The organism is Pseudomonas sp. 14P_8.1_Bac3, assembly GCF_025466085.1.
Taxonomy (GTDB): Bacteria; Pseudomonadota; Gammaproteobacteria; order Pseudomonadales; family Pseudomonadaceae; genus Aquipseudomonas.
On record NZ_JANLOD010000061.1, the window covers coordinates 15,849 to 41,619 of the forward strand.

22 protein-coding genes and 1 pseudogene are annotated in these 25,771 nt (G+C 60.9%); 10 read left to right on the forward strand and 13 right to left on the reverse strand.

Features of this window, described 5'->3' with window-relative positions; genetic code table 11:
* The first annotated feature begins 90 nt into the window (after positions 1–90).
* The 3 genes from NTD84_RS19065 (at position 91) to NTD84_RS19075 (ending at position 4,484) form a co-directional block, all read left to right on the forward strand.
* Positions 91–504, forward strand: a complete 414-nt coding sequence (locus NTD84_RS19065) for a response regulator (protein WP_262168520.1) — start codon at positions 91–93, stop codon at positions 502–504.
* 110 nt (positions 505–614) lie between these two features.
* On the forward strand, positions 615–1,241 hold the full coding sequence (locus NTD84_RS19070; RefSeq protein WP_262168523.1) for a response regulator transcription factor: 627 nt from the start codon (positions 615–617) through the stop codon (positions 1,239–1,241).
* A complete protein-coding gene (locus NTD84_RS19075) occupies positions 1,242–4,484 on the forward strand; it encodes a transporter substrate-binding domain-containing protein (RefSeq protein ID WP_262168524.1) in 3,243 nt (1,080 codons plus the stop codon).
* On the opposite strand, the gene dkgB is transcribed toward NTD84_RS19075, so the two are convergent.
* Positions 4,481–5,284 carry a 2,5-didehydrogluconate reductase DkgB gene (gene dkgB / locus NTD84_RS19080; RefSeq protein ID WP_262168525.1) on the reverse strand — a complete coding sequence of 268 codons (804 nt, stop codon included), beginning with the start codon at positions 5,282–5,284 and terminating at the stop codon, positions 4,481–4,483. The genes NTD84_RS19075 and dkgB overlap by 4 nt on opposite strands.
* Before the next feature lie 275 nt (positions 5,285–5,559).
* Entirely contained in the window at positions 5,560–6,468 is a 909-nt protein-coding gene (locus tag NTD84_RS19085; protein WP_262168526.1) for a LysR substrate-binding domain-containing protein, read from the reverse strand.
* A gap of 104 nt (positions 6,469–6,572) precedes the next feature.
* Here NTD84_RS19085 and NTD84_RS19090 point away from each other — a divergent pair, with 104 nt between their 5' ends.
* From NTD84_RS19090 to NTD84_RS19105, 4 genes are all read left to right on the forward strand, one after another.
* A complete protein-coding gene (locus NTD84_RS19090) occupies positions 6,573–7,439 on the forward strand; it encodes a pirin family protein (RefSeq protein ID WP_262168528.1) in 867 nt (288 codons plus the stop codon).
* A gap of 121 nt (positions 7,440–7,560) precedes the next feature.
* Entirely contained in the window at positions 7,561–8,187 is a 627-nt protein-coding gene (ycaC, locus tag NTD84_RS19095; protein WP_262168529.1) for an isochorismate family cysteine hydrolase YcaC, read from the forward strand.
* Between the two features lie 183 nt (positions 8,188–8,370).
* On the forward strand, positions 8,371–9,813 hold the full coding sequence (locus NTD84_RS19100; RefSeq protein ID WP_262168530.1) for a mechanosensitive ion channel domain-containing protein: 1,443 nt from the start codon (positions 8,371–8,373) through the stop codon (positions 9,811–9,813).
* 238 nt (positions 9,814–10,051) lie between these two features.
* The gene (locus NTD84_RS19105; protein WP_262168532.1) at positions 10,052–10,492 is read left to right on the forward strand and encodes a carboxymuconolactone decarboxylase family protein; all 441 of its coding nucleotides are present in this window, start codon (positions 10,052–10,054) and stop codon (positions 10,490–10,492) included.
* 73 nt (positions 10,493–10,565) lie between these two features.
* Here NTD84_RS19105 and NTD84_RS19110 read toward each other — a convergent pair whose 3' ends face one another.
* Positions 10,566–10,952 (reverse strand): hypothetical protein, encoded by a 387-nt coding sequence (locus NTD84_RS19110; RefSeq protein ID WP_262168535.1) that lies wholly within the window; start codon positions 10,950–10,952, stop codon positions 10,566–10,568.
* A gap of 37 nt (positions 10,953–10,989) precedes the next feature.
* On the opposite strand from NTD84_RS19110, the pseudogene NTD84_RS19115 reads away from it, so the two are divergent.
* Positions 10,990–11,295, forward strand: a pseudogene (locus NTD84_RS19115) (carboxymuconolactone decarboxylase family protein); the annotation flags it as partial.
* On the opposite strand, the gene NTD84_RS19120 reads toward NTD84_RS19115, so the two are convergent.
* The 5 genes from NTD84_RS19120 to NTD84_RS19140 form a co-directional block, all read right to left on the reverse strand.
* Entirely contained in the window at positions 11,213–11,599 is a 387-nt protein-coding gene (locus tag NTD84_RS19120) for a hypothetical protein (protein ID WP_262168538.1), read from the reverse strand. The pseudogene NTD84_RS19115 and the gene NTD84_RS19120 overlap by 83 nt on opposite strands.
* Entirely contained in the window at positions 11,596–12,951 is a 1,356-nt protein-coding gene (locus tag NTD84_RS19125) for a hypothetical protein (RefSeq protein ID WP_262168541.1), read from the reverse strand. Before NTD84_RS19125 ends, NTD84_RS19120 begins: the two co-directional genes overlap by 4 nt.
* Before the next feature lie 235 nt (positions 12,952–13,186).
* Positions 13,187–14,779 (reverse strand): DHA2 family efflux MFS transporter permease subunit, encoded by a 1,593-nt coding sequence (locus tag NTD84_RS19130; protein ID WP_262168543.1) that lies wholly within the window; start codon positions 14,777–14,779, stop codon positions 13,187–13,189.
* On the reverse strand, positions 14,776–15,897 hold the full coding sequence (locus NTD84_RS19135; RefSeq protein ID WP_262168545.1) for an HlyD family secretion protein: 1,122 nt from the start codon (positions 15,895–15,897) through the stop codon (positions 14,776–14,778). The genes NTD84_RS19130 and NTD84_RS19135 overlap by 4 nt, the downstream gene beginning before the upstream one ends.
* 97 nt (positions 15,898–15,994) lie before the next feature.
* Positions 15,995–16,759 carry an AraC family transcriptional regulator gene (locus NTD84_RS19140; RefSeq protein WP_262168548.1) on the reverse strand — a complete coding sequence of 255 codons (765 nt, stop codon included), beginning with the start codon at positions 16,757–16,759 and terminating at the stop codon, positions 15,995–15,997.
* Between the two features lie 141 nt (positions 16,760–16,900).
* Between NTD84_RS19140 and NTD84_RS19145 the strand changes: the two genes are divergently transcribed.
* Positions 16,901–17,995, forward strand: coding sequence for an MFS transporter (locus NTD84_RS19145; RefSeq protein WP_262168716.1), 1,095 nt, complete (start codon positions 16,901–16,903; stop codon positions 17,993–17,995).
* A 160-nt stretch (positions 17,996–18,155) separates the two neighbouring features.
* Here the strand turns inward: NTD84_RS19145 and NTD84_RS19150 are convergent, their stop codons facing one another.
* Both NTD84_RS19150 and NTD84_RS19155 read right to left on the reverse strand, forming a co-directional pair.
* Positions 18,156–19,091, reverse strand: coding sequence for a choline ABC transporter substrate-binding protein (locus NTD84_RS19150; protein ID WP_262168551.1), 936 nt, complete (start codon positions 19,089–19,091; stop codon positions 18,156–18,158).
* 104 nt (positions 19,092–19,195) lie between these two features.
* Positions 19,196–20,665, reverse strand: a complete 1,470-nt coding sequence (locus tag NTD84_RS19155; RefSeq protein WP_262168554.1) for an aldehyde dehydrogenase family protein — start codon at positions 20,663–20,665, stop codon at positions 19,196–19,198.
* A 205-nt stretch (positions 20,666–20,870) separates the two neighbouring features.
* Between NTD84_RS19155 and NTD84_RS19160 the strand changes: the two genes are divergently transcribed.
* Complete coding sequence (locus NTD84_RS19160) at positions 20,871–21,599, forward strand: class II aldolase and adducin N-terminal domain-containing protein (RefSeq protein WP_262168556.1); 729 nt, start codon at positions 20,871–20,873, stop codon at positions 21,597–21,599.
* A gap of 2 nt (positions 21,600–21,601) precedes the next feature.
* Here the strand turns inward: NTD84_RS19160 and NTD84_RS19165 are convergent, their stop codons facing one another.
* From NTD84_RS19165 to NTD84_RS19175, 3 genes are all read right to left on the reverse strand, one after another.
* A complete protein-coding gene (locus NTD84_RS19165) occupies positions 21,602–22,675 on the reverse strand; it encodes a GlxA family transcriptional regulator (RefSeq protein ID WP_262168559.1) in 1,074 nt (357 codons plus the stop codon).
* Between the two features lie 9 nt (positions 22,676–22,684).
* Entirely contained in the window at positions 22,685–24,346 is a 1,662-nt protein-coding gene (locus NTD84_RS19170) for a choline dehydrogenase (RefSeq protein ID WP_262168561.1), read from the reverse strand.
* Positions 24,347–24,509: 163 nt separating this feature from the next.
* Positions 24,510–25,679 carry an aromatic ring-hydroxylating oxygenase subunit alpha gene (locus NTD84_RS19175; RefSeq protein ID WP_262168564.1) on the reverse strand — a complete coding sequence of 390 codons (1,170 nt, stop codon included), beginning with the start codon at positions 25,677–25,679 and terminating at the stop codon, positions 24,510–24,512.
* Between the last annotated feature and the right edge of the window lie 92 nt (positions 25,680–25,771).

Below are 25,771 nucleotides of genomic sequence, written 5' to 3' on the forward strand. Positions count from 1 at the left end.
CCGATATTTAGGAATAGTCCTACAGAAAGCCTGAAGGCTCTTCCGTAGCCTTGCGATCTCACGAATCTGAAACCCTCCTGGTGGCCCCGGTTGTCGAACAAAGCGTTACGTATCCTGATTGCCGACGAGCAGCACTTTCAGCGGATGAGAATCGAGCGTCTGTTCAATCGGCTTGATTACTACCGCGTGGTGCCCGTGCAGAACCTTGCCGAATTGCTGACCCTGGTCGATTACGGTGGCGTGTCCTTCGACCTGGTGATCATCAATGCAGCGCTGGCCGGCGAGGCCTTGAACCTGGTCGGTTTCCTCGCCGATAACCCACAGGTTCATCACGCACTGGTCTATAACGGCGAGGCTGCAACGTTGTCGCCGATCCCCGTCAGCGGGCGGCGGAAAATTCAGATCATCGAGGCTGCGTTACCTGATCTACCGTGTATCCAGCGGGCCATGACGATTGTCGATCCTCGGTTACCGTTCGTCGGCACTGTCAATTCTGTCAGCTAGTCTTGCGCGTTGTTACATGCAAGAGTCACCGCGCAGCTACTGCGTCTAACCCGGGCCCGGCCCATGGGCGTTCTGTGCCCAACCGTCGCGTATTCGCACAGGGAGTTGCCATGAAGTCAGCGTTGATAGCGGACGATCATCCGGTGGTTCGCGCTGCAGTAAAAATCCTGCTGAAACAGGAGGGGTTCAACCAGATCCATGAGGTGTCCAGCGGCAACGAGGTCTTGCCGATGGTCCGTGAGCATCATCCGGATCTGCTGGTGCTCGACCTGGTAATGCCCGGTCTGGACGGGCTGGATGTGCTGGCCAGGATCCAGGCCAGTGAGGCGCGCTGTCGCGTGGTGGTCTTCACCGGTCAGGAGGCGCGGTTCTATCAGGAACGCTGCATGCGTGCCGGTGCCGTGGCGTACGTTTCCAAGACCAACGATTTGCAGCATCTGCACAAGGCCGTCCATGCGGTCAGGGCCGGCTACTCCTATTTCATCCAGCTGGAGACCAGTTCGGTCGCGATGAGCGCATTGCAACGCAGCGAGTCGGAAATGATCGACAAACTCTCCGACCGCGAACTGACGATCTTTCAGCACCTGGCCCGGGGGATGGGCAACAAGGACATTGCCGCCACCATGAACCTGAGCCACAAGACGGTCAGCACCTACAAGACCCGTCTGGTGGAAAAACTCAATGTGGAATCCAAGGTTCACCTGAGGGATTTCGCCAAGCGTAATCATCTGATCTGAATGAATACCTTTCGGCGATTTCGTGGCCTGATCATCCTCATGCTGGTGTGCAGCTTCTGGTTATCCGACGTGGCTGCGCAGCCGCAGACGTTCACGCTGCTGGGACGCTCCAGCGTGGATGGCTATGGCGTCAAACTGTCGGAAGCCGACGCGCGCTGGCTGCGGCAAAAGGGCCGGGTGGTGCTCGCGGTCTCGGCGCCGGATTATCCGCCCTTCGACATCACCACCACGGGCACCGACTATGAAGGCCTGACGGCGGACTACGCGCGCTTGCTCCAGCAACTGCTCAACGTGGAGATCGAGGTTCACCGCTACGCCTCGCGAGATGAGGCGGTGCAGGCGATCAAGGACGGCGCGGCCGACCTGCTGGGTACGGCCAATCGTTACGAAACCCAGGATCCGCAGCTGCGGATGTCCAGCGCTTATGCCGACGATCAACCGGTGCTGGTGACACGCACCGATTCGACTCAGCCCCTGGACCCGGAACTGGCCGGCAAACGCCTGGCAATGCTGTACCACTATCTGCCTGAGCAGCAAGTGCGGGCGTTTTATCCCAAGGCCGATGTGCAGCTGTTTCCCTCGACGCTGGGGGCGGTGGGGGCGGTGGCCTTCGGTCAGTCGGACGTGTTCATCGGCGACGCCGTCAGCGCCCATTACCTGATCAGCAAAAACTACCTCAACAACGTGCAACTGGCCGACTTCTCGCCCATGGAATCGGGCCGTTTCGCCTTTGCGATGGCCCGCGACAACGACCAGCTGCAACGGATCGTCAACCGGGCGCTGGCGGCGGTGCCGACCAACGAACGGATCAATATCCTGCGCCGATGGGGTGCGAGCGGGGCGTCCATCGCCGGCACTCAGCTGCTGCAATTCAGCGTGGCCGAGCAACGCTGGCTTGATCAGCATCCGCGGTTGAACGTGGCGATCAATGACAACCTCATGCCGATTTCCTTCGTCGACAGCGCCGGCAAGTACCGCGGCATCAGTATCGACGTGCTGGCAAAAATCAGCCTGCGCACCGGTTTGAAGTTCGACTTCCAGCCGACCCGGTCGGTCGCCGAAATGCTCGAAGGGATCAAGAGCGGGCAGATCGACCTGGTAGCGGGCGTCAGCCCCAGCATCGAACGCGAAACCGAATTGCGTTTCACCCGTCCTTTTTTGACCAGCCCGAATGTGCTGGTGACGCGGATGGCCTCCGGCAGTCCCAAAACCCTGGATGACATGGCCGGCAAGACCCTGGCCGTCACTCAAGGCAACAGTGCCGGCGAATACATTCGTCAGCATTTCCCGCAGATCGAACTGGTCAATGCGCCGTTGACGGCGGATGCCATGGAGATGGTTGCGCAAGGCAGGACGGATGGCGCGATCAATTCATTGATCGGCGCGCGGGTGATGATTTCCCGGCAATACCGTGACCGGCTGCAAGTGACCAGCACCGTCGGCACCGATCCGGCGCGCAGCACGTTAGCCACCAGTCGCGACGCGGTTGAGCTGCATTCGATTCTGGACAAGGCGCTGCTCAGCATCGCCCCGGAAGAAATCGATGAAATGACCGGCTATTGGCGCAACGACCTGATGGTCGAGCAGAGCTTCTGGCTGCATTACCGTCAGGACCTTCTCAAGGCCTTCGTCGGCGCGGGCGTCTTGATATTGCTGGCGCTGGCCTGGATCGCCTGGCAGCGCCGGCAGATTCGCCTGCGCCAGCAATTGCTCAGCCAGTTGCAGGACGCCAAGGACGCCGCGGACGATGCCAACCGCGCGAAAACCACGTTCCTGGCAACCATGAGCCATGAAATCCGCACGCCGATGAACGCACTGCTGGGGATGCTCGAACTGGCGCTGAAGCGCGCGGATGACGGCATCACCGACCGCGCGGCGATTGAAGTGGCGTCGAATGCCGGGCAACAGTTGCTGGCGTTGATCGGCGACATTCTCGACATCGCCCGCATCGAGTCCGGGCATTTGTCGCTGGCGCCGGAGCGGGCCAATCTGCAAAGTCTGGTGACCTCGGTGTGCCGGGTGTTCGAAGGCCTGGCGCGGCAGAAGAACCTGGAGTGGCGCGTCGATCTGGACGAGGACAGCGACTGTGACGTGCTGATCGACCCCACGCGCTTCAAGCAGGTGTTGTCCAATCTGCTGAGCAACGCGATCAAATTTACCCGTGAAGGCGAAGTGGGCCTGAGGTTGCGGGTCGCGTCGGAAGTGCCCGGGCACCTGGCGATCAGCCTGCGTATCGAAGACACCGGCATTGGCATCAGCGCGTTCGACCAGCGGCGCCTGTTCAGTCCGTTCGTGCAGGCCGGCAACACCCAGCAATCGGGCCAGCAGGGTTCCGGGCTGGGGTTGGTGATCAGCCGAACGCTGTGCGAAATGATGGGCGGTCGGCTGCGACTCGACAGCACCCTGGGGCAGGGGACACGGATCGATGTCAGCCTGGATCTGCCGCTGTTGAAACCCATTGCCGGCAGCGAACTAACTGGAAACCCGGCCGCGGTGCAGACCCGTGCGTTGACGATCCTGGTGGTCGACGATTACCCGGCCAATCGGCTGCTGTTGTCGCGGCAGCTGAATTACCTGGGGCACCGCGTCATGGAAGCGGAGGACGGTCGACAAGGGTTCGAGCTGTGGTGTGAACACGAATTCGATGTGCTGATTACCGACTGCAACATGCCAGTGCTCAGCGGTTATGAATTGGCGGGTGCGATCCGCGATAAGGAACGTGCGCAGGAACTGCAGCCCACGCTGATTTTGGGCTTCACCGCCAATGCACAGCCTGAAGAGAAGGCCCGTTGCGTCGAGGCAGGCATGGACGACTGCCTGTTCAAGCCGATCCGTCTGGCGGACCTGAGCGCCTGGTTGGCGTCAAGATTTGCCGGTGGGCCGAAGCCGGTCATCGAACCGCCTGCTGTCGCCGAGATCGATTTGAGCGGGCTGAAGCAATACGTCGGCGCGGATCACGAGCTGATCGACCAGTTGCTGAGCGACCTGGCCGCCACCAACCGCACCGATCGGGAGGCATTGCTCAAGGCGCACGCCAATGGCGACCAGCATGCACTTGGCACACTCGCGCATCGCATCAAGGGCGGGGCGCTGATGGTCCGCGCGATGAGTCTGGTCGAATGTTGCGAGGCACTGGAGCGTGCCTGCGGCGATGGCCATGCTGGGCAGATCGACGTCGCGGTCGAGCAGTTGCAGCAGGCCATGCTGCGCCTGGACCAAAGTCTCGGCAGGGCCGACGCTTAATCCCAGTGCGGCGCGATGCCTTTGGGGCTGGTCAGGCGTTGGCCGCGATCGAGAGTAGCGATCAGCGCCATGTCGGCGTCGCTCAGGGTCAGGGCGCAGGCTTGCAGATTGCTCTGCAGGTTGGCGCGTTTGGTGGACGACGGAATCACCGCGTAACCCAGTTGCATGGCCCAGGCCAGGGTCACCTGCGCCGGCGTGGCGTGCAGGCGATTGGCGATCTGCTGGATGACCGGGTCTTTCAGCACTTCGCCATAGGCCAGGGTCATGTAGGAGGTGATCTGGATGCCCTGGCTTTGTGCGAACCCCACGACCTTGCGGTTTTGCAGGTACGGGTGCAGTTCGATCTGGTTGGTGGCGATGTGTTCGGCGCCGACCGCGGCAATCGCCTGTTGCATCAGGTCGACGGTGAAGTTGGAGACGCCGATCTGGCGGGTCAGGCCGAGCTGCTTGGCCTCCAGCAACGCGCCCATGAATTCTTCGACCGGCACCTGGTCTTCCGGCGATGGCCAGTGGATCAGCGTCAGGTCTAGGTAGTCGGTTTGCAGTTTCTGCAGGCTCTCTTTGAGGCTGTCGATCAGGCGGTCCCTGGCAAAGTTGGCGACCCAGATCTTGCTGGTGATGAACAGTTCGTCACGGACGATGCCGCTGGCCGCGATGGCCTGGCCGACCTCGGTTTCGTTGTCGTAGATCTGCGCGGTATCGATGACCCGGTAGCCGAGCTCCAGGCCAGTGCTCACCGAATCGATGACCACCTGGCCTTGCAGGCGAAAGGTACCGAGACCGAATGCGGGAATAGACATCAATGACTCCAGGGTTGCAGTGGGAATGGGCAGGAGTATCCGCGCCTGGATCCTTGAGAAAAACCGCTGGTGGGGCAAAGCACTATTTACTGCAAGTCATGAATCGGGATTTGAAGGTCGCAGCCTCGTTCGCTCGACAGCGCCTGTCCATCACCTCTGAATGCCATCGCACGCCCTGTGGGAGCGGGCTTGCTCGCGAAAGAGGTCTGTCATTCGACAGTAATGTCGACTGATACGGCCTCTTCGCGAGCAAGCCCGCTCCCACAGGGTGATTGCTAGGCTATATCGCTATGGCTGAACTCTTCCCCAAGAAAATCGATCAGCGCCCGCACTGACGGCAACAATCCCCGCCGCGACGGGAAGATCGCGTGGACGATCCCGCATTTCGGCGCCCAGCCCGGCACCAGTTCCAGCAGGCGTCCGGCGGCAATGTCATCGCGCACCACCACGCTTGGCAGATGCGCAACGCCGATGCCGGAGAGAACCGCGTGCCGCAAGGCCAGCAAGTCGTCGGTGACCATGCGCGGGGCGTGGCGAATCAGCGCGCTGGCGCCGTCCGCACCGAACAGTTCCCAGTGGTATTCACGCTGCGCCGCGCCCCAGTGCACGCTCGGCAAACCGCTGAGGTCGGCCGGCGTGGCCGGCGCTGACAACCTCTCGGCAAACGCCGGACTGCCCACCAGGCATTGGGTGCTGTTGCCCAGTACCTTCATCACCATGTCGGTGTTTTCCAGCGGCGGAAAACGCACGCGCAGGGCGATGTCGAAGCCTTCGTGAATCAGGTCGACCCGCCGGTTGGTGCTCTCGATGAACAACTCCACCAGCGGATATTTGAGCATGTAGCGGGTCAGCATCGGCCCGACCCAGGTGTTGAGCAGCGCGGTCGGGCAACTGATCCGCACCAGGCCCTGGGGCTCGGAGCGATTGCGCTCGATCAGCTCGGCGGCACTTTCCGCCTCAACGCGCATGGCCAGGCAGCGCTGGTAGTACGCCTGGCCGATTTCGGTCAGCGAGCAGTGCCGGCTGGTGCGGTGCAGCAGGCGTACGCCAAGGCGTTCTTCGAGCTCGGCGATGCGCCGGCTGAGCTTCGACTTGGGCATGTCCAGCGCCCGCCCGGCCGGGGCGAAACCGCCGTGTTCCACCACTTGGGTGAAGTAGTAGAGGGTGTTGAGGTCTTCCACCATCGTTCTCCAAATAGAACGCTAAGGCTGATTTTTGCAGTCTAGCGCAGCAAAGCCTGCAGTTTTAAGCTTTCTCCATCGCGTCAAACCACAGATTTGGAGGCAGCATGAAAAACATCATCGGCATTTACACCAGCCCGCGAACCCATTGGGTCGGCGACGGCTTCCCGGTTCGTACGCTGTTTTCCTACGACAACCTGGGCAAACACATCAGCCCGTTTCTGTTGCTGGATCACGCCGGTCCCGCCGAATTCACCCCGACCACCGAGCGTCGTGGCGTCGGCCAGCACCCTCATCGCGGTTTTGAGACCGTGACCATTGTCTACAAGGGCGAACTGGAACACCGCGACTCTACCGGCAGTGGCGGCAAGATCGGTGCAGGTGATGTGCAATGGATGACCGCCGCCTCGGGGATTATCCACGAGGAGTTCCACTCCGAAGGTTTCGCCAAGAGTGGCGGCACCCTGGAAATGGTCCAGCTGTGGGTCAACCTGCCGGCCAAGGACAAGATGGCCGACGCCGGTTACCAGACGATTCTCGACACGGACATCCCGAACATCCCGCTCAAGGATAAGGCCGGCAGCCTTCGCTTGATCGCCGGTGAATTCAACGGCCACAGCGGCCCGGCGCGGACGTTTACGCCGGTGGATGTCTGGGACCTGCGCCTCAACGGCGGCAAGTTGCTGACCCTCGACCTGCACGAAGGCCGCAACACCGCGCTGGTGGTGCTGCGCGGCACGGTTCAGGTCAACGGCCTGGAACTGGTGCGCGAAGGGCAATTGGCGTTGTTCGAACGCGATGGCCATCAGCTCACCCTGGAAGCCAATAACGACGCGGTGGTGTTGCTGCTCAGCGGCGAGCCGATCGACGAACCGATCGTCGGCCATGGCCCGTTCGTGATGAACAGCGAGCAGGAAATCCACCAGGCCTTCGCCGATTTTCAATCGGGCCGGTTCGGTCGGATGAGCGGTTGACACGGATACACGGTTGCACCGCGCCAGGCTTGACTGACTACGCTTGTCTGGCCGCGTTTGAACGATCAAGCCAAAACCAACGCCGACCCGTTCGGCATCGATTAAAAGCGAGGATGACCCCATGACTACTTCTTACAAGCGTCTCGACAAGGATAACGCCGCCGTTCTGTTGGTGGATCATCAGGCGGGCCTGCTGTCGCTGGTGAGGGACATCGATCCGGACCGGTTCAAGAACAACGTGCTGGCCCTGGCCGACCTGGCCAAGTACTTCAAATTGCCGACCATCCTCACCACCAGTTTCGAAACCGGCCCAAACGGCCCGCTGGTGCCCGAACTGAAAGCGCTGTTCCCGGACGCGCCGTACATCGCCCGCCCTGGCCAGATCAACGCCTGGGACAACGAGGATTTCGTCAAGGCGATCAAGGCCACCGGCAAGAAGCAACTGATCATCGCCGGTGTCGTGACCGAGGTGTGCGTGGCATTCCCGGCGCTGTCGGCCCTGGCCGAAGGTTTTGATGTGTTCGTCGTGACCGACGCTTCCGGCACGTTCAACGAGCTGACCCGCCAATCGGCCTGGGACCGCATGTCGTCTTCCGGCGCGCAACTGATGACCTGGTTCGGCCTGGCCTGTGAGCTGCACCGCGACTGGCGCAACGACGTGGAAGGCCTGGCGACCCTGTTCTCCAACCATATCCCGGACTACCGCAACCTGATGACCAGCTACAACATCCTGACCAACAGCAAGTAATCACTGACCGCACAAAGCCAATGTGGGAGCGGGCTTGCTCGCGAAAGCGGTCTGTCATTCGACAGTAATGTCGACTGATACGGCCTCTTCGCGAGCAAGCCCGCTCCCACGGTGTTTTGTGTTGTTCTCTGGACATCAATTGCTCCTACACTGTGCTCACTTGCACCTGTCTGGAGTTGCTCGATGCTGTCACTGCTCACCAATCACCCGTTGATCTGCGCCCTGGTTCTGATCCTGATCGACCTGGGGTTATGGCGGCTGATCAGCGTCAACGGCAGCAACTGGAAACTGGTGGTGCGGCTGCTGATTTTTTCGCTGTTCAGCATGCTGTTGTTCAACGAAGGCCTGAACCCGTTGGAGCCCGCGCCGTGGGCCGACAACGTGCCGCTGCACCTGGCGGCGACCGGTCTGCAGATCGGCTGGTGGCTGTTCGGTGCGCGCACCCTGACGGTGCTGATCGGCACAATGATGATGCAGCGGGTCGGGCACACCGGGCGCTTGCTCCAGGATCTGCTCGGCGCAGTGATTTTCCTGATCGCGATCATCGCGGCGCTGGCCTACGTGCTCGACCTGCCGGTCAAGGGCGTGCTGGCCACGTCCGGCGCGCTGGCGATCATCGTCGGCCTGGCATTGCAAAGCACCCTCAGCGACGTGTTCTCGGGGATCGTCCTCAACACCACCAAACCCTACCAACTGGATGACTGGATCTCCATCGACGGCACCGAGGGCCGGGTCACCGACATCGACTGGCGGGCCACGCGCCTGCAAACTGCCCAGGGCAGCATGGCGGTGATCCCCAACTCGCTGGCCGCCAAGGCCAAGATCATCAATTTCAGCCGGCCGAGTGACATATTTGGCGTGTCGATCAGCCTGCAACTAAGCCCGCACGCCCGTCCGCAGACGGTGATCGATGCGCTGGAACGGGCGATGGAAGGGTGTCGTTATCTGTTGATCAAACCCGCGCCCAGCGTCGCCCTGAAAAGTTCGAGCCCGGCCGGCGTGGAATACGAAATCAGCGGCTTCGTGGTCTCCATGGACCAGAAACGCATGGTGCGCAATCTGCTGTTCGACCTGGCGTTCCGGCATTTGCAGGCCTCCGGCGTCAGCCTGTTGTCCAGTGTCGAATCGAATGTGCCAGCGGGGCTTTCACGGCCACGGGCGTTGCTGGAAAGCTCGGCGATTTTCTCGACCCTGCGCCAGGAAGAGAAAGAAACCTTCAGCCAGCACATGACCCTGCAAACCTTTCGTCCCGGGGAGATGATCCTGCCGGCGGGAGAGGTCAGCGATCATTTGTTCATCATTGAATCCGGCGTGGTCTCGGTGGCGCTGAGCCGCGCCGGGGTCAAGTTCGAATCCGGGCGCATGGGGCCGGGGGAAGTGATCGGCGAGGGCGGTATCCTGTCGGACACGGCGTTGCCGGCGGACTTCACGGCCAAGACGGCGTGCAGCCTTTATCGGATCGAAAAGGATTACCTCAAGCCGTGCCTGGATGCGCGGCATGACATCGGCGAAGCGATGAAGGCGCTGCTGGATTTCCGCCTGCACAAGGCACAGACATTGACCCAGGAAGCGCCGAAGGTGGTGGCGAAGAAAGGGTTTTTGCAGTGGTTGCGGAGTCGGGCCTAGGGATTCTCGGGCCGTCTGGAGCAACGCGGGGTGGTAAGACTGTAGGAGCGAGCTTGCTCGCGATGGACGTTAACGATGACGCGAGCTGTCTGGATAAACGCGCCGCCCTGATGTCCACCGCGAGCAAGCTCGCTCCTGGGGCGGCGGTGGTCTCCTCGACTTCTGGAATATTGGCTATTTCAGCCAGGGGCATGCGGGATTAACTTAGCTCCACCCCCACTTGCTCCCGGAGCCAGCCATGAAACCTCGTACCGATTTCTACACCGCATCCCCCGACGCACTGAAAGCCATGATCGCCCTGGAAACCGCCGTTTCGAAGCTGCCGCTGGAAAAGACCTTGATCGAACTGGTCAAGCTGCGCGCCTCGCAGATCAACGGCTGCGCTTTCTGCATCGACATGCACACCGCCGACGCGATCAAAGGCGGGGAAACCCCACGTCGCCTGTTCGCCGTGACGGCCTGGCGCGAAGCACCGTTCTTCACCGACCGTGAGCGCGCCGCCCTGGCATGGACCGAGTCCCTGACTCAACTGAGCCTGACCCACGCCCCGGACGAAGACTACGAGTTCGTCAGCGCGCAATTCTCGCCGAAGGAAATGGTCGACCTGACTGTGGCAATCTCCACCATCAACAGCTGGAATCGCCTGGCCGTTGGCTTCCGTAAAACGCCGCAAGCCTGAGGATTGCCCTGAGTGCCGATGAGCGTTCTTTAGCATCGGCACACGGCGGTGGCAGGAGCATTGGAGCCTGGGATTAAGCGTGCCAGCCGGCGATTTTTCCTGCCATCCATAGCAGACCGAGTAAGCAAAAAAGACCCATGCCGCTCCATTGCATGATTACCAGCTTTCGCTTGAGTGGTAGTGGGAAACTTGACAGGTCGTTTCGATCAAGTTTGCCTTTTCTAAGATGAAAATATGGAAACGTCACGGCGCCCGAAATTGTGCCAACCAACATCAACTTCCCCCAAGGGCCACCTTTTCTTAGTGATGCACTGGTCATAACGGCTTGGCTGTTCTTCAGGTGTTCCACCATTAAATCCAGCTTTGTGTAAGCCATATGCAAGACAACAGCCAGCCAGATGAACATACCCAAACCAGCTACCCCACAAATACAACCGAAAACGAACTCAGCAGTACTCATTGACTGTACTCATAGATAACCTCGCCAACCTCTTGAAGAAACCCCACGTCGCCTGTTCGCCGTGACTGCCTGGCGCGAAGCACCGTTCTTCACTGACCGTGAGCGCACCGCCCTGGCATGGACCGAGTCCCTGACCCAACTGAGCCTGACTCACGCCCCGGATGAGGACTACGAGTTCGTCAGCGCGCAATTCTCGCTGAAGGAAATGGCCGACCTGACTGTGGCAATCTCCACCATTGCAGGAGCATTAGAGCCTGGGATTAATCGTGCCAGCCGGCGATTTTTCCTGCCGCCCATAGCAATCCAGCGAGAGCCAATAGAGCCCATATGCTCCATTGCATAAATACCAACTTTCGCTTAATCGACACCGGTAAGCTGGATAAATCGTTTGAACTTAATTCAAACGCTTTGGAGTGGAAACGTGGAAACGTCACGATCGCGGAGATACTGGTTATCAGACGAAACTTTGCCCTAGGACCTGCATCCCAATTACGCGATAGAGCTTTAACACTTGGGCAGTCTTTCAGAAGATTCAGAATCAGAGTCAGCGTGGTGTGTGCCATATAAAAGACAAAACAGAACCATCCCAATATCCCCAAAAATACTATTGCATTAAACCAACCAAGAATTAGCCGGGTATTGCTCATTGATGAGACTCGTAAATCATTTCACCAAGCATTTCCCCTCCTGTACCTAAAATTGTGCTTCCAGCAAAGGCGGTAACTCCGACAACCATTACGCCGCATATTAACGAAGCAATCCCACCGGTTGGCACGCCTAGTCCCACGCAAAGAGTTAAAACGTTGGCACCGCTTAAAGCACCGCTTGTCGCCGCTCCGCCCAAGACCCCACCCACAAAACTACCGGTCTCGGTAAACTTGATCTTCCTGCAAGCTTCTACACTCCCCGCAACGCATACGTCTTGCACTTTCAAGGACGAGGCGCCACCGCCAATCGCTGTCCCTATCCAGCCGCCATATTTGACAACGCTCGCTGCTTTCGCGACGCCTTCGATGTGTGTGGCGTAACCGGGAATCTGCCCGGCGGCACCGGCTTTTGTCCAACGGTGCACCAGACTGCGACTGGAAATCCCCAGTGCATTTTTCAGGTTTGGATGGTCCGGTAATCCAATACTTTTGCGAGTGAGCGCGGTCAGGTTGTCATTGAGTCTGGCCAGCAGACGTTTGCGCTCGGCAAAAAAGTCCGGCGAACGTAAATGCCCCTCAGCGTTGAATGTCCGGATGTGCAACGCCTCGATGTCCCGCAGCACGTTTTCCATGTTTTTCAGGTGACTGGCAAAAATCGCTTCGCCGATGCCGATACCGGTTGAACCGTGAGACAGGAAAGTTTCGATTTCTTCGCGGTGCCGCACCATGAAGTCCGCTTCTTCTGGGCTGAGAGCGTCGAGGGCCTCACGGGTTCTGGCCGCCGCCTCCATCAACAACGCTTCTTCTTGAGTGCACTGCAGGTTATTCGGATCGCCTAGCACGATCATCGTGCCGGCCTTCACGTCATCCAACTCCGGATTCAGTGAATGAAATTTGCTCATTACCCGCTGGTTTTGCACAGGAAACAGAGTCGCTATCAGCTTTTCAGCTGTCATGCTTTTGGGTACGACATAAAAGCCGGGTTCTTGCGGGGGGTGCCTAACCAGCGGGTCAGCGTCCGGCAGAACGGGCCGGTCCTGAACAGTAGGACGGCGGAAGTTGTTGGAGGACCAACCTCTGTGGGTGATGGATGAGTACGTCCCTGATAAATCATTGCTCAGAGGGTCGAAGGGGTTATCCGATACCAACAACAGATCACCTTTTTCAACCGCGTCGATAACCTCTTGTTTGCTCCATAAACGACCATGCGTTCGAACTTCCAGTCCGGTGATCCAGTGAAAGGAATGCCCGTTAAACGCGGCCTCGACTTCGGATTTCGCAAAGAACGGTGATTCGATGTTGCGAAAGCCAATACCGAGGCGCTCGCGATCGTAGCGATGAATAAGCTGCATCGACTTTTTTCTCAATAGATAAGCCAGGTCGGCCGTAGGCGATGTAGGTGAGGCGCCCCCGGTCAGTTACGCTTTTAATGTAAAGCGCCCTGACTTCGGTTGATGGCTTAATAATCGGCAAAAAAACAACAATCGGACCTGTCCTACGTTACCCGGGGCATGTATTCCTACGCCCTTTGCCTATGAGCGGGTGAAGAGGCAAAGAATCAACTTGGGTGATCCAAAGCCGACCCGCTCAATGTCCGTCGGCACTTGGCGCGGCCGGTGGTTGTACCTTGCGCATCAAGGGCACCATCGCCGTGGCGATGACGAAGCAGACTCCGATCATCAGAAACGCGTCGCCGTAGGTTTGCGTCTGCGCTTCGCGGTAGGTCAGCAGCCAAAGTTGATGCAGGCTGGCGGTGACACCGGTGACACCGCTCTGGCCCAGGGTGGCGAAGTTGTTGCCGACCTGCGACAGCCACTGATTCAGCGCTTCATTGGTGCTGTTGAGGTTTTCCGCCAACCGGGTGAAGTGCAGGTTGGTCCGGTCATTGAGGATCGTTGCGCAGGCCGCGATACCGATGGCACCCCCCAGATTTCGCATCAGGTTGAATAGCCCCGACGCATGCTTGAGCCGGGCGGGCGCCAGTCCGCCGAGGGTCAGGGTCACCGTTGGAGGCACCGCCAACTGCTGGGCAATCCCGCGCAGGGCTTGCGGCAGCATCAATTCCTTGCCCCCCCAGTCATGGGTGATCGGGCTGAAATCCCACATCGATAACGCGAACAACCCAAGGCCGGTCATCATGATCCAGCGCAGATCGATGCGATTGGCCAGGAAGGCGTACAGCGGAATCGCCATGATCTGGAACACCCCGGTGGAGAAAACCGCCAGACCAATGTCCAGCGCGCCGTAGCCGCGCACCCGGCCGAGAAACAGCGGCGTCAGGTAAATCGTCGCGAACAGCCCGATGCCGGTGACGAAGGAAAAGAAGCAGCCGAGGGCGAAGTTGCGATCCTTCAAGGCGCGCAAGTCGACGATCGGATTGGCCACGTGCAACGTCCGGCCGATGAACGCCAGACCCGCCAGGCCACTGATCCAGGCGGTGGCCAGAATCGTCCGGTCGCTGAACCAGTTCCAGCGCGGGCCTTCTTCCAGGGTGTATTCCAGGCAACCGAGAAACAGTGCCAGGAACACCATGCTCAAATAGTCGGCGCCCTTGAGCAGCGACAGTTCCGGTTGGTCGATCTTCACCAGCATCGGCACCGCCACCGCGACGAAAATCCCCGGCACCAGGTTGATGTAGAACAGCCAGTGCCACGAGGACACGTCGGTGATCCAGCCACCGATCACCGGGCCCAGGGTCGGCGCCAACGAAGCCACCGCGCCGATGGTCGCCGCAGCGATTACCCGTTGTTTGCCGGAGAAGAAGATGAACGCGGTGGTGAACACCAGCGGGATCATCGATCCGCCGAGAAAACCTTGCAGCGCGCGGAAGGCGATCATGCTCTGGATGTTCCAGGCCACCCCGCACAGCAGGCTGGCCAGGGTGAAACCGACAGCGGATGCGCAGAACAACCAGCGCGTGGAGAACACCCGGGACAGCCAGCCGGACAACGGGATCACAATGATTTCGGCGATCAGGTAGCTGGTCTGCACCCACGCGGTTTCGTCGGTGCCCGCCGAGAGCCCGCCGCCGATATCGCGCAGCGAGGCGGAAACGATCTGGATGTCCAGCAGCGCAATGAACATGCCGATGCACATGCTGGCGAAGGCGAAGACCTTGGTCGCCGTCGCCATGTTCGCGGCGTTGAAAGGTTGCGCGGGAGCAGCTACCGCGCCGCTCATGGCGCACTGGCCACGGCAGGGGTTTCAGCTTCTTTGCGGGTGTCCACTTCAGCGGTCACCGACAGCCCCGGACGCAGATGACCGAGCACGCCATCGGCCGGATCAAGGACGATCCGCACCGGCACCCGCTGGACGATCTTGGTGAAGTTGCCGGTGGCATTTTCCGGTGGCAGCACGCTGAATTGCGAGCCGCTGGCCGGTGCGAGGCTGTCGAGGTGACCGTGGAATTCCTGGCCAGAAAGCACGTCGGCGTGAATGATCACGCGCTGGCCGGGAATCATGCGCGCCAGTTGGTCTTCCTTGAAGTTGGCATCGACCCACAGCCCGCTGGCCGGCACCACCGACAACTGTTGCGAACCGGCTTGCGCATACGCGCCGACCCGTGCCCGACGGTTACCGATCACGCCATCCATCGGTGCGCGCAACTCGGTGTAACCGACGTTGAGTTGCGCGAGATCACGCTCGGCCCGCGCTTGCATCAGGGCGGCGCGGGCTTGTTGTTTCTGGGTTTCGATCACGTTCAACTGGCGTTGCGCGGCCAGCAGTTCGGCCTGGGCCTTCGAGCTCAGCGCCTGAGCGGTCTTGAACGTAGCATCTGCGCGCTGGGCGCTTTCCACCGACACGGCATTGCTGCCCACCAGTTTTTTGTAGCGTGCGTTGTCGTCCCGCGAGCGGGAAGTTTCAGCGCCGGCCGCATCGATCCCGGCGCGGGCCTGACCGATCACCGCCTGTTGCAGTTGCTGCGTGGCGTCGAGGTTGGCGAGCAGGGCTTCTTCAGCGGCGACCGCGCCTTCGGCCTTGGCCAGGTTGGCGCGATAGTCGCGGGAGTCCAGGCGGATCAGCACGTCGCCGGCCTTCACTTTCTGGTTGTCGCTGACCAGCACTTCTTCGATGTAACCCGCGACCTTCGGTCCGATCACGGTCACGTCACCGCCGATGTAGGCGTCGTCGGTTTCCTCGAGAAAACGGCCGGCAGTCCACCAATGCACCGCGTAGAAACCGGCAAATACCAGAGCGGCAATGGCCAGCGTCGACAGGATCAGGCGTTTGAGCAGGGGCGGCTTGGGTGCGCTCGCCGGGACGGCTAGATCGGATTCAAGGCTGGGCATGCTGGTCATTGAGGGATACCTGTAGGAAACGGGTGTTTATTACGTATGTAATATGACGCATGTAATATTTAGTCGCAATTATTTTTTGCTGCCGGTCGTCAGGTCGTTATTTCAGCCAGGCACCGGGGGTCATGCCGGTCATGTTCTTGAAGAACGCGATGAAGGCGCTGTCGCTGGCGAACCCCAGCTCGAACGCGCTGTAACCGATGTTGCGTCCGGTCGTGAGCAACTCGATCGCACGCAGTAATCGCCATTGTTGGCGCCACTGTTGATAGCTCATGCCGGTTTCGCGCTGGAAGATCCGCCCGATGGTGCGGCCGCTTGCGCCAATCTGCGCCTCCAGCACCTGGAGTTCGGGTGGCAATTGATCGAGGGACGCGAGCAGCGGGGCCAGGCGTTTGTCCCACGGCAACGGCAGCAGCATCGGTTGCTGCGTGGCCTCTCGAATTTCGCTGAGGCACAGGCCGAGCAAGTGAACGAATTTATCTTGCTGCCAGTCGGTGTCGAAATCGGCGAGAGCAATCGGCTCCAGCACCACGCGCAGCAACGGGCTGACTTCAATCACGCAGACCTGTTGCGGCAGCCCGGCGCACAACGCGGGCGTCAGGTAAATCGAACGGTAGTCGACACTCTGCTGCATGACGGCGCGGTGTCGGACCCCCGATGGAATCCAGGCGGCGCGGGACGGTGGCAGCAGGCACAGCTGTTGCGCGAGGGTAATGCGCGTGCAGCCCTGTCGGGTGAACAGCAGTTGACCGCGCTGGTGTTCATGCAATCCCGAATCATGATTGCCAAGGGTGGCGGCGATGCCGATGACAGGCGCCAGGTAGGCGTCGGGGTCGAATCGTGCGTGGGCGTCGAGCCAGGCCATGGGTTGTCCGATCCAAGCGATAAATTGGCGGGGTTTCGATAATACGTCAGTCAGCGCTTTTTAAGCTGCTCGCCAGTTTTCTTGGAGAGTGCCGTCGTGACGAATTGCAAAACGCTGCTTGTGCTGGCCATCGCCTTGCTGATGTTTCCGCAGATGGCCCAAACCCTGTACAGCCCGGCGTTGGCGGACATCGGCCAGGTGTTTGCGGTCGGGCCGTTCGGAGCGGCGCGACTGTTGTCGGTGTATTTTCTGGCCTTCGCGTTGGGTGTGGTGGTGTGGGGGCGACTGTGCGACCGGATCGGTCGACGATCCTCGATGCTTTCCGGGTTGGCGGTGTACGCGGTTGCCTCGGGGCTGGCGCTGACCGCCAGCACGTTCAATGCCTTGTTGATTGCGCAATCGCTGGCCGCCTTCGGTGCGGCGGTCGGTTCGGTGGTGACGCAAACGGTGCTGCGTGACCGCTTCAAGGGCGCCGAACTGGCGCAGGTGTTTTCGCTGATGGGGGTGGCGCTGGCTGCCAGTCCGGCCATCGGATTGTTCACGGGCGCAAGCCTGGTGCAAGCGTTCGGCTATCGAGGCGCGCCGGGAGGCCTGTTGCTGGTGTCCCTGGCATTGTGGTTCTGGTGCCTGCGAAGCCTGCCGGAAACCCGACCGCATCCGCTGACGACACCAGCCTTGTTCGGGACGCTGTGGCGAATGCTGGGTGACCGGGGTATCTGGTGCTCCGCTCTGCTGGTCGCAGTGTTCAACATCGCTCTGTTCAGCTACTACAGCCTCGGGCCCTTTGCGTTTCAGCGCTTGGGGCTGAGTGCGCAGTGGTTCGGTTACAGCGGGGTGATTCTGGCGTTGGGTTCCGGGCTCGGCGCTTGGCTCAACCGATACCTGTTGGCTCTCGGGCTTGATGGTTCGCAGTTAATCCGGCTGGCTGCGGTGTTAGTGCTGTTGGGCGGGATCGGTGTATGGCTGATGCAGGACAGCGCGTTTTTTGTCGCGGCGATGCTGCCGGTACTCCTGGCGTTCGGCATGGCCATCCCGAACATCCTCGGCTCGGCGCTGGCCGGTTATGGCGATCGGCTGGGCACGGCGGGGGCGTTGTTTGGTTTGCTGTATTACTTGTTGATTGGGGGTGGGCTGATGGTGGTGGCGTGGGTGCAGGCGCTGGATGGGACGTTGATGGTGTGCGGTGGAGTGGCGATGCTGTTGGCCCAGACAAAACGATCTGCTCATCGATCCTGAGGCCGCCTTCGCTGGCACGCCAGCTCCTACAGTTGACTGAGGTGAATTCGAGTTCGCCGACGGTCCCTGTAGGAGCCAGCTTGCTGGCGATGGGGCCTGGGAATTTGCACAGATCTTCAGGCCGCCATCACCAGCTCGCCGCTCTTACAAAGGAAGCGGGTTATTGGCTCGCGAACTTCGCATTCGCGACCTGCACCCCCTCTTTCCCATCCCGACTGCTCACCCCCGCCAACCACGCTTCCAACACCTGCGGATTTGCCTTCAACCACGCTTTCGCCGCCGCGCGCGGTTTCTGGTTCTGGTTCAACACGGCATCCATCAGCTGGTTTTCCATGGCCAGGGTGAATTCCATGTTCTGCAGCAATTGGCCGACATTGCTGCATTCCTTCAGGTAGTCCTTGCGCACGTTGGTGTAGACGGTCGCCTGGCCGAAATTGGCGCCGAAGTAGTCGTCGCCGCCGCTGAGGTACTTCATCTTGTTGCGGGTGTTCATCGGGTGCGGTTCCCAGCCGAGGAACACCATCCATTCATTCTTGCGGGTGGCGCGTTTGAGTTGCGAGAGCATGGCTGCTTCGCTGGATTCGACGATCTTGAAATCCTTCAGGCCAAAAGCGTCCTTGTCGATCATGCTCTGGATCAGCCGGTTGCCGTCGTTGCCCGGTTCGATGCCGTAGAGCTGGCCGTGGAGCTTGTCCTTGAATTTGGCGATGTCGGCGAAGTCGTGCAGCCCGGCGTCATACACGTAATCGGGTACGGCCAGGGTGTATTTGGCGCCGTGCAGATTGGCCCGCACGGTTTCCACGGTTCCGGCGTCGCGGTATGGCTTGATGTCGTTCTCGGTGGTGGGCATCCAGTTGCCGAGGAACACGTCCAGCTCTTTACCCGAGGACAGCGCGCGGTAGGTCACGGGAATCGACAGCAGGGTGGTTTTGGTTTTGTAGCCGAGGGATTCCAGCACTTCGCTGGCGACGGCGGTGGTCACGGTGATGTCGGTCCAGCCAACGTCGGAAAAACGCACCGTGGCGCAGGATTCCGGTTCCGCTGCCTGGGCGAGAAGCGGCAGGCTGAGGGATGCGAGCAAGAGCAAGGCTTTCATGGGTCAACTCCTCGAAGGACAACGTTGGCAGCGGTTTTGGGTGTTGCGATCTTGTTGTTATGGGTAAAACAAAAACCTGCGTTAACGCATTGATCCCGCCGCGGCTAATCGACACCGAACCAGTTCAGCGCCGCCGGTTCGGTGTTGAGGTAGATATGCTTGAGCTCGGTGAACTCATCCAGCCCGGCCCGGGACAGCTCGCGACCGATTCCGCTGGACTTGTAGCCACCCCACGGCGCCTGCGGGAACGCGGCGTTGTAATCGTTGATCCACAGGGTGCCGACCCGCAGGCGCTTGGCCATGCGATAGGCCTTGCCGATGTCTCGGGTCCAGACGCCGGCGGCCAGGCCGTACGGCGTGTCGTTGGCCAGTTGCAGCGCCTGGGCTTCACCGCTGAAACGCTCGACGGTGATCACCGGACCGAAGATTTCCTCCCGGGCGATGCGCATGGCGGCGGTGACGTTGCCCAGCAAGGTCGGGCGCAACCAGAAGCCGCGATCGAACTGTTCGGGGATCGTCCCGCCGGCCAGCAGGGTCGCGCCTTGTTCAACGGCACCGGCGATCATCGTGAGGATCTGGTCGCGTTGACTGGCAGAAATCAGCGGACCCATTTGCGTCAGCGGATCGAGGCCGTCACCGAGGCGAATATTCAACACCCGCTGCTGCAACGCCTCGACGAATCGGTCGTGAATCCCGTCCTCGACCAGCAACCGGGAGCCGGCGGAACAGATTTGCCCGGCATTGAAAAACACCGCGTTCAGCGCCTGATCCAGCGCCACCTCGAAGTCGGCATCGGCGAACACGATGTTCGGATTTTTACCGCCCAGTTCCAGTGCCACGCGTTTGAAATTGCCGCTGGCCGCGCGCATCACTTTGCCGCCCGCACCGGCGCCACCGGTCAGCGACACCAGGTCCACTTCATGACTGGCCGCCAGCACTTCACCGACGTCGCCCGGACCGCAGAGCAAGTTGAACACACCGTCTGGCAAACCCGCCTGCGCCAACAGTTCCGTCAGGCGATGCGCGGTCATCGGCGTCAGGCTGCTTGGTTTGAATACCACGGTGTTGCCGGCGGCCAGGGCCGGGGCGATCTTCCACACGGCTTGCAGCAGCGGGTAATTCCACGGCGCGATCAAGGCACAGACGCCCACCGGTTCACGCTGATTGAAGCTGATCACGTGGGCCGGCGCGTGGCTGTTGACGCTGGCGCTTTCGGTTTCCAGCAGCGCGGCGTAATACCGAAAGGTTGCGATCACATTGCCGATGTCGCCGAGGCTTTCACCGAGGGTTTTCCCGGCGTTCAGCGTTTCCAGGCGGGCGAGGTGTTCGGCGTCCAGTTCAATCAGATCGGCGATCCGTTGCAGCAGTTGCGCCCGTTCGGTGACCGCCATCGTCGGCCACGGTCCGTTATCGAACGCCTCCCGCGCGGCGCCAATCGCCAGTTGCGCATCGACAGCTCCGGCCACCGCAACATGCGTCAGCACTTCTTCGGTCGCCGGATTGATCACCTCACGGTAACGCGCCAGTTGCGGCGCCAACCATTTGCCCGCGATGTACAACGGAATCTTCTGCATCTGCGTCTCCAGCCAAGTGAGTCGTGGCGCTCACTATGGCGGGGCAGCCAGGGTGACTCTTGATCAAACGCGGCATAACCACGCCGTTTTTCCACGGTGGCTGGCCCGCGAAATAACGGCAAGCGATGTCGTTTCCCGTCAAGTGCGCGGCCGACGCCTCTCTACACTGGCAGGCAACCGTCAACACGAGCCGAGAGGGGAAGCGATGAAAGACGCTGTCGAACAACTGAGAATCCGCCTGGCCTGCGCCTTTCGCTGGGCCGCGCGCCTGAACCTGCACGAGTCCATCGCCAATCATTTCAGCGTGGCGGTGTCGGGGGACGGTCGGGAGTTTTTGATCAATCCGTATGGCAAGCATTTCTCCACCCTCAAGGCCAGCGACCTGTTGCTGGTGAATGCCGATGACCCCGCCAGCCTGGATCGCCCGGACGCGCCGGACATCACTGCCTGGGCGCTGCACAGTGCCTTGCATCGCAATCAACCGCAGGCGCGCTGCATCCTCCACACCCATTCGAAATATGCGACGGCGCTGGCCTGCCTGGCGGACTCGCGGCTGCCGCCGATCGAGCAGAACGCCATGCGTTTCTTCGAGCGGGTGGTGATCGACAACGGCTTTGACGGCATGGGTTTGGGCGACGAGGCCGAGCGGGTCAGCCACTTGCTGGGGGACAAGCCGATTCTGCTGATGGGCAATCACGGCGTGCTGGTCGCGGCGCCGAGCATCGCCCAGGCTTTTGATGATCTGTATTACTTTGAGCGTGCCTGCGAAACCTACATCACCGCGCTGTCCACCGGCCGCGAATTGCGCGTCGCCAGTAATGACATCGCCCGTAAGACTTGCCGGCAATGGCTCGACTATCCGGGTTTCGCCGACAAGCATTTCAACGCGTTGCTGGGCATGCTCGATGAGCAGGAGCCGGGCTATCGCCTGTGAAATCAATCCGCCTCGGCCGGCCGGTGCTCCTTGCGCAGCGGCTGGCGCATCACCGGGGCGGTCCAGACCTGGCTGCGGTCTTCGCTGGGTGGGCAGCCGAAGCGGGCGCGGTAGGTGCGGGAAAAATGCTCGAGCGAACCAAAGCCTGAACACGCGGCCACTTGCGCCACGCTCAGGCGCGTCTGTTGCAGCAAGCTGTGGGCCTTGGCCAGTCGCAGGGTGATGTAGTACTTGAGTGGCGACAAACCGGTCTGATGCTTGAATTGCCGCTCCAGTTGCCGTCGCGACAGGCCGACCTGACTGGCGATCGCCTCGCAATCCAGCGGTTCCTCCAGGGCTTTTTCCATCAGTTGCACCGCACGGCGAATCTTGTTGCCGAACATGCCGGTGTTGTTCAGGCCGCCGTCGAGTTGGTTGTCCGCCGGCGCACGAACGTGGCCCATCAACAAATGCATGCCGATTTCCCGCGCCAGTTCACTGTCGACGCTCTGGCCGATCCAGCCCAACAGCATGTCCAGCGTGGTGGTGGCGCCGGCGCAGGTCATGCGCTGACGCTCCAGCGTATAGAGTTGCGGCTTGGCGTGGACCCGCGGATAGCTTTCCTGAAAGCCCTGGAGATTGTCCCAGTGCACCGCCGCTTCGTAGCCATCGAGCACGCCCGCGGCAGCGAGCAGTTCAGTACCGGTTTCCACGCCCGCCAACACCGCGCCAAACAATGCCTGTTTGCGCAGCCAGCTCTTCAGCGCCAGGTTGCGGCTGTGTTTGTGCACATCGAAACTGGCGATCACCAGGCACACATCGAAACCCTGATCGGCGCGCAGGCCGTCGTTGGCCACGGTGGTCAGGCCATTGCTGGCCTGCACCGGTTCGCCGTCCAGGGATAACAGCGACCATTGGAACAACGGGCGCTGGCTCAACCAATTGGCAATCGCCAAGGGTTCCAGCACCGCCGCCAGGCCAAAGTTGGAAAACGACGGCAGCAACAGCACCGCCACCCGCAACGGCGCGACATCGCCTCGCCGCCAGGTGAAGTGCGGATCGAACGGCGCTGCGCTGTCAGGCGATTGATCACTCATGGTTCATCTCTATCGTTGACGTGTCTGCCACTGTGGATGAATCCACACCGGCGCATCGCTGGCGGGCAGTGGTTGCAGGCCACGAATCATGTCGCTGGCCTTTTCCGCGATCATCACCGTCGGCGCATTGGTGTTGCCACTGACGATCACCGGCATGATCGATGCGTCTACCACCCGCAAGCCGTCGAGGCCGTGCACGCGCAGTCGTGGATCGACCACCGCTTCCGGATCACCCGCCGGCCCCATCTTGCAGGTACCACTGGCATGGTAGCCGGTTTCCGTGACCTGTCTGGCCCAGGCATCCAGCGCCTGGTCGCTTTGCGCGTGGGGGCCGGGGACCCGTTCTTCACCCTTGAACGCTTTCATCGCCGGTTGCCGGATGATCTCGCGCACCAGTCGCGCACCCGCGCGCATGTCGGCTCGATCCTGCTCGGTTTTCAGGTAATTGAACAGGATGCGCGGTGGCTGTCGAGGGTCGGCGCTGGTCAGGGTCACGCTGCCCAGGCTGGTGGGGCGCATCAGGTCGATGTGGATCTGGAACGCATGGCCCGGCACCAGATCGACGCTGCCGGGTTTCACCGCCAGCGGCATGAAGGTCAGCTGCAAGTCCGGATGTTCGACCCCGGCACGGGAGCGAATGAACGCACCGGCTTCGAAATGGTTGCTCGCGGCCAGTCCATCGTGGGTGGCGAACCAGCGCGCGCCGATCCACCATTTGCCCGGCGCGGTGGTCCATGGATAGAGCGACACCGGCTGTTTGCACAGGTACTGCACGACGGTGTCCGGGTGATCGTTGAGGCGGCGGCCGACGCCGGGCAGGTCATGTTTCACTTCGATGCCGAGGTCGCGTAACTCGGCTGCCGGACCGATGCCCGAGAGCAACAATAGCTGCGGCGAGTTGATCGCCCCGGCGGTCAGTAACACTTCGCGTCGGGCATGGGCCTGGTGGATCACGCCGCTCTGTTCATACTCGATGCCCACCGCGCGCTGACCGTCGAACAGAATGCGCAACGCCAATGCATCCGTGGTGACGCGGACATTGCCCCGCGCCAGCGCCTCGCTCAGGTAACCCCGTGACGTGCTCCAGCGGCGCCCATTGCGCGTCGTGCGATCCACCGGGCCGAACGCTTCCTGACGATAGCCATTCAAGTCGTCGCTCAAACCATAGCCAGCCTCGACGCCCGCCGCGAGAAAAGCTGCGCACAGCGGCGTGCGCACATCGCCCGGCGTCACGTGCAAATGCCCCTTCGCCCCGCGGTAATCGTCTGCGCCGTCGGCATGGGTTTGCGCGCGCTGAAAGTACGGCAGCACCTCGGGATAGCTCCAGCCGTCGCAGCCTTGGTCGGCCCAGCCGTCGTAGTCCCGGGCATGACCGCGGATATAGACCATGCCGTTGATCGACGACGACCCGCCCAGCGTCCGGCCTCGCGGCGTGCCGATCCGGCGACCGTCCAGATACGGTTCCGGCTCGGAGGTGTAGCTCCAGTTGTAGCGCGTGCCGCCGACCACGATGCCCACTGCGGAGGGCATGTCGATGGTCCAGCTCTTGTCCGCCGGGCCCGCTTCGAGCAGCAGAATCCGCACGGTCGGGTCTTCGCCCAGACGGTTGGCCAGGACGCAGCCGGCCGACCCTGCGCCCACAATCAGGTAGTCAAACTCATGATCGGTCATGGTTTGTGGTGCTCCATAAAGAACGGATCATTCAGTCACGACACGGTTCCTGTGGCGGCGAGCTTGCCCGCGAAAGCGGTGTGTCAGGCAACAGACAAGCCGGCTGACATTCCCTTTTCGCGAGCAAGCCCGCTCCCACAATTGACCGCGTTGATCGGCTGATTCAGGCACCCGACGCACCATGAATCCCGTTGAACACCAACCGATGAAAGTGATGCACCAAATGCTCACTCTCATTACTGCGCTGGGCATCGATCATGTAGCGGCCCTGGTTGTAGCCGAGTGAGTGCAGGCCTTTCTGCACCGAGATGTTCAGCGCGATGTCTTCCGGTCCCAAATCCTCGTTCATCCACTTCATGCAGGATCGGCTGACCGCCGCAGTCTCGGCGTTATTCGAGTAGTAGCCGAAGCGCAACAGCGAGCGCTCGGCGTCCAGCGGAATCATGATGAACGAGCCGAGAAACTCGGAGAACGGGAAGGTGTAGAAGGTGTTGTTCGGCCACATGCCGATGTTGAAAAAACACTCGTCGGGGTTCAGTTGGCTTTTCAGCGGCACCCCGTACGCCTCGGTCACCGTGAGGTTGGCGGGGGCGATGTAGGTCCACCAGTTGTCGCGTTTGGTCAGTTGATAGCCCTTGAAATCGATCAACCGGGCCAGGTCGATATGGCACGGCCCGGACAGCTTGAAGTGATAACCCTCGATGGAGTTGTCCATGATCACCTTCCAGTTGGCCGGCACGATCACGTCCTGTTCCTCGATCAGGCGCATGTTCTCCAGGTCCGGAAACACCCGGCGCATCTCCTCGTCGGCACCGGGGAACAGATCGCGCAGCGACGGCGCGGCGGGGTCGAGGTTGAAATAAATGAAGCCGCCCAGCTCCTCGGTACGGACCTGCGGAATATTGAATTGCTGCAACTCGAAATTCTTCATCTTCTCGCAACGGGGCGCACTGCGCAGGCTGCCGTCCATCTCGTAGCACCACGAGTGATAGGCGCAGCGCACCACGCCGCCCGTGGTGCCGCGCCGCTCTTCAAGCAAGCGATTGCCGCGATGCTGGCAAACGTTGTGGAACGCATGGATCTGCCCCTGCCGATTCCTCGCCACCACCACGCTCTGGTCGAACAGGTCCGTGACCACGTACTGACCCGGCTCGGCGAACTCACTGACATGCCCGGCCACGTGCCAGGCATGCATGAAAATATTGTCGCGCTCGGCCTTGAACAGGCTCTCGTCGTAGAAATAGCGCGAGGGCAGGGTGAAGGCTTCTTCCGGGTCCTGCTGGTCCCAGCCCTCTACGGGGCTCTGCTGTTTGCGTGTTTGGAAATTTTGCATGAGGCGATCTCCACAGTGACTGGCCGCACGGCACGGCAATTGGTTCTGGGAGTTAATTTATGGCGCGGGAACGGGGCGGGATTGATGGATTG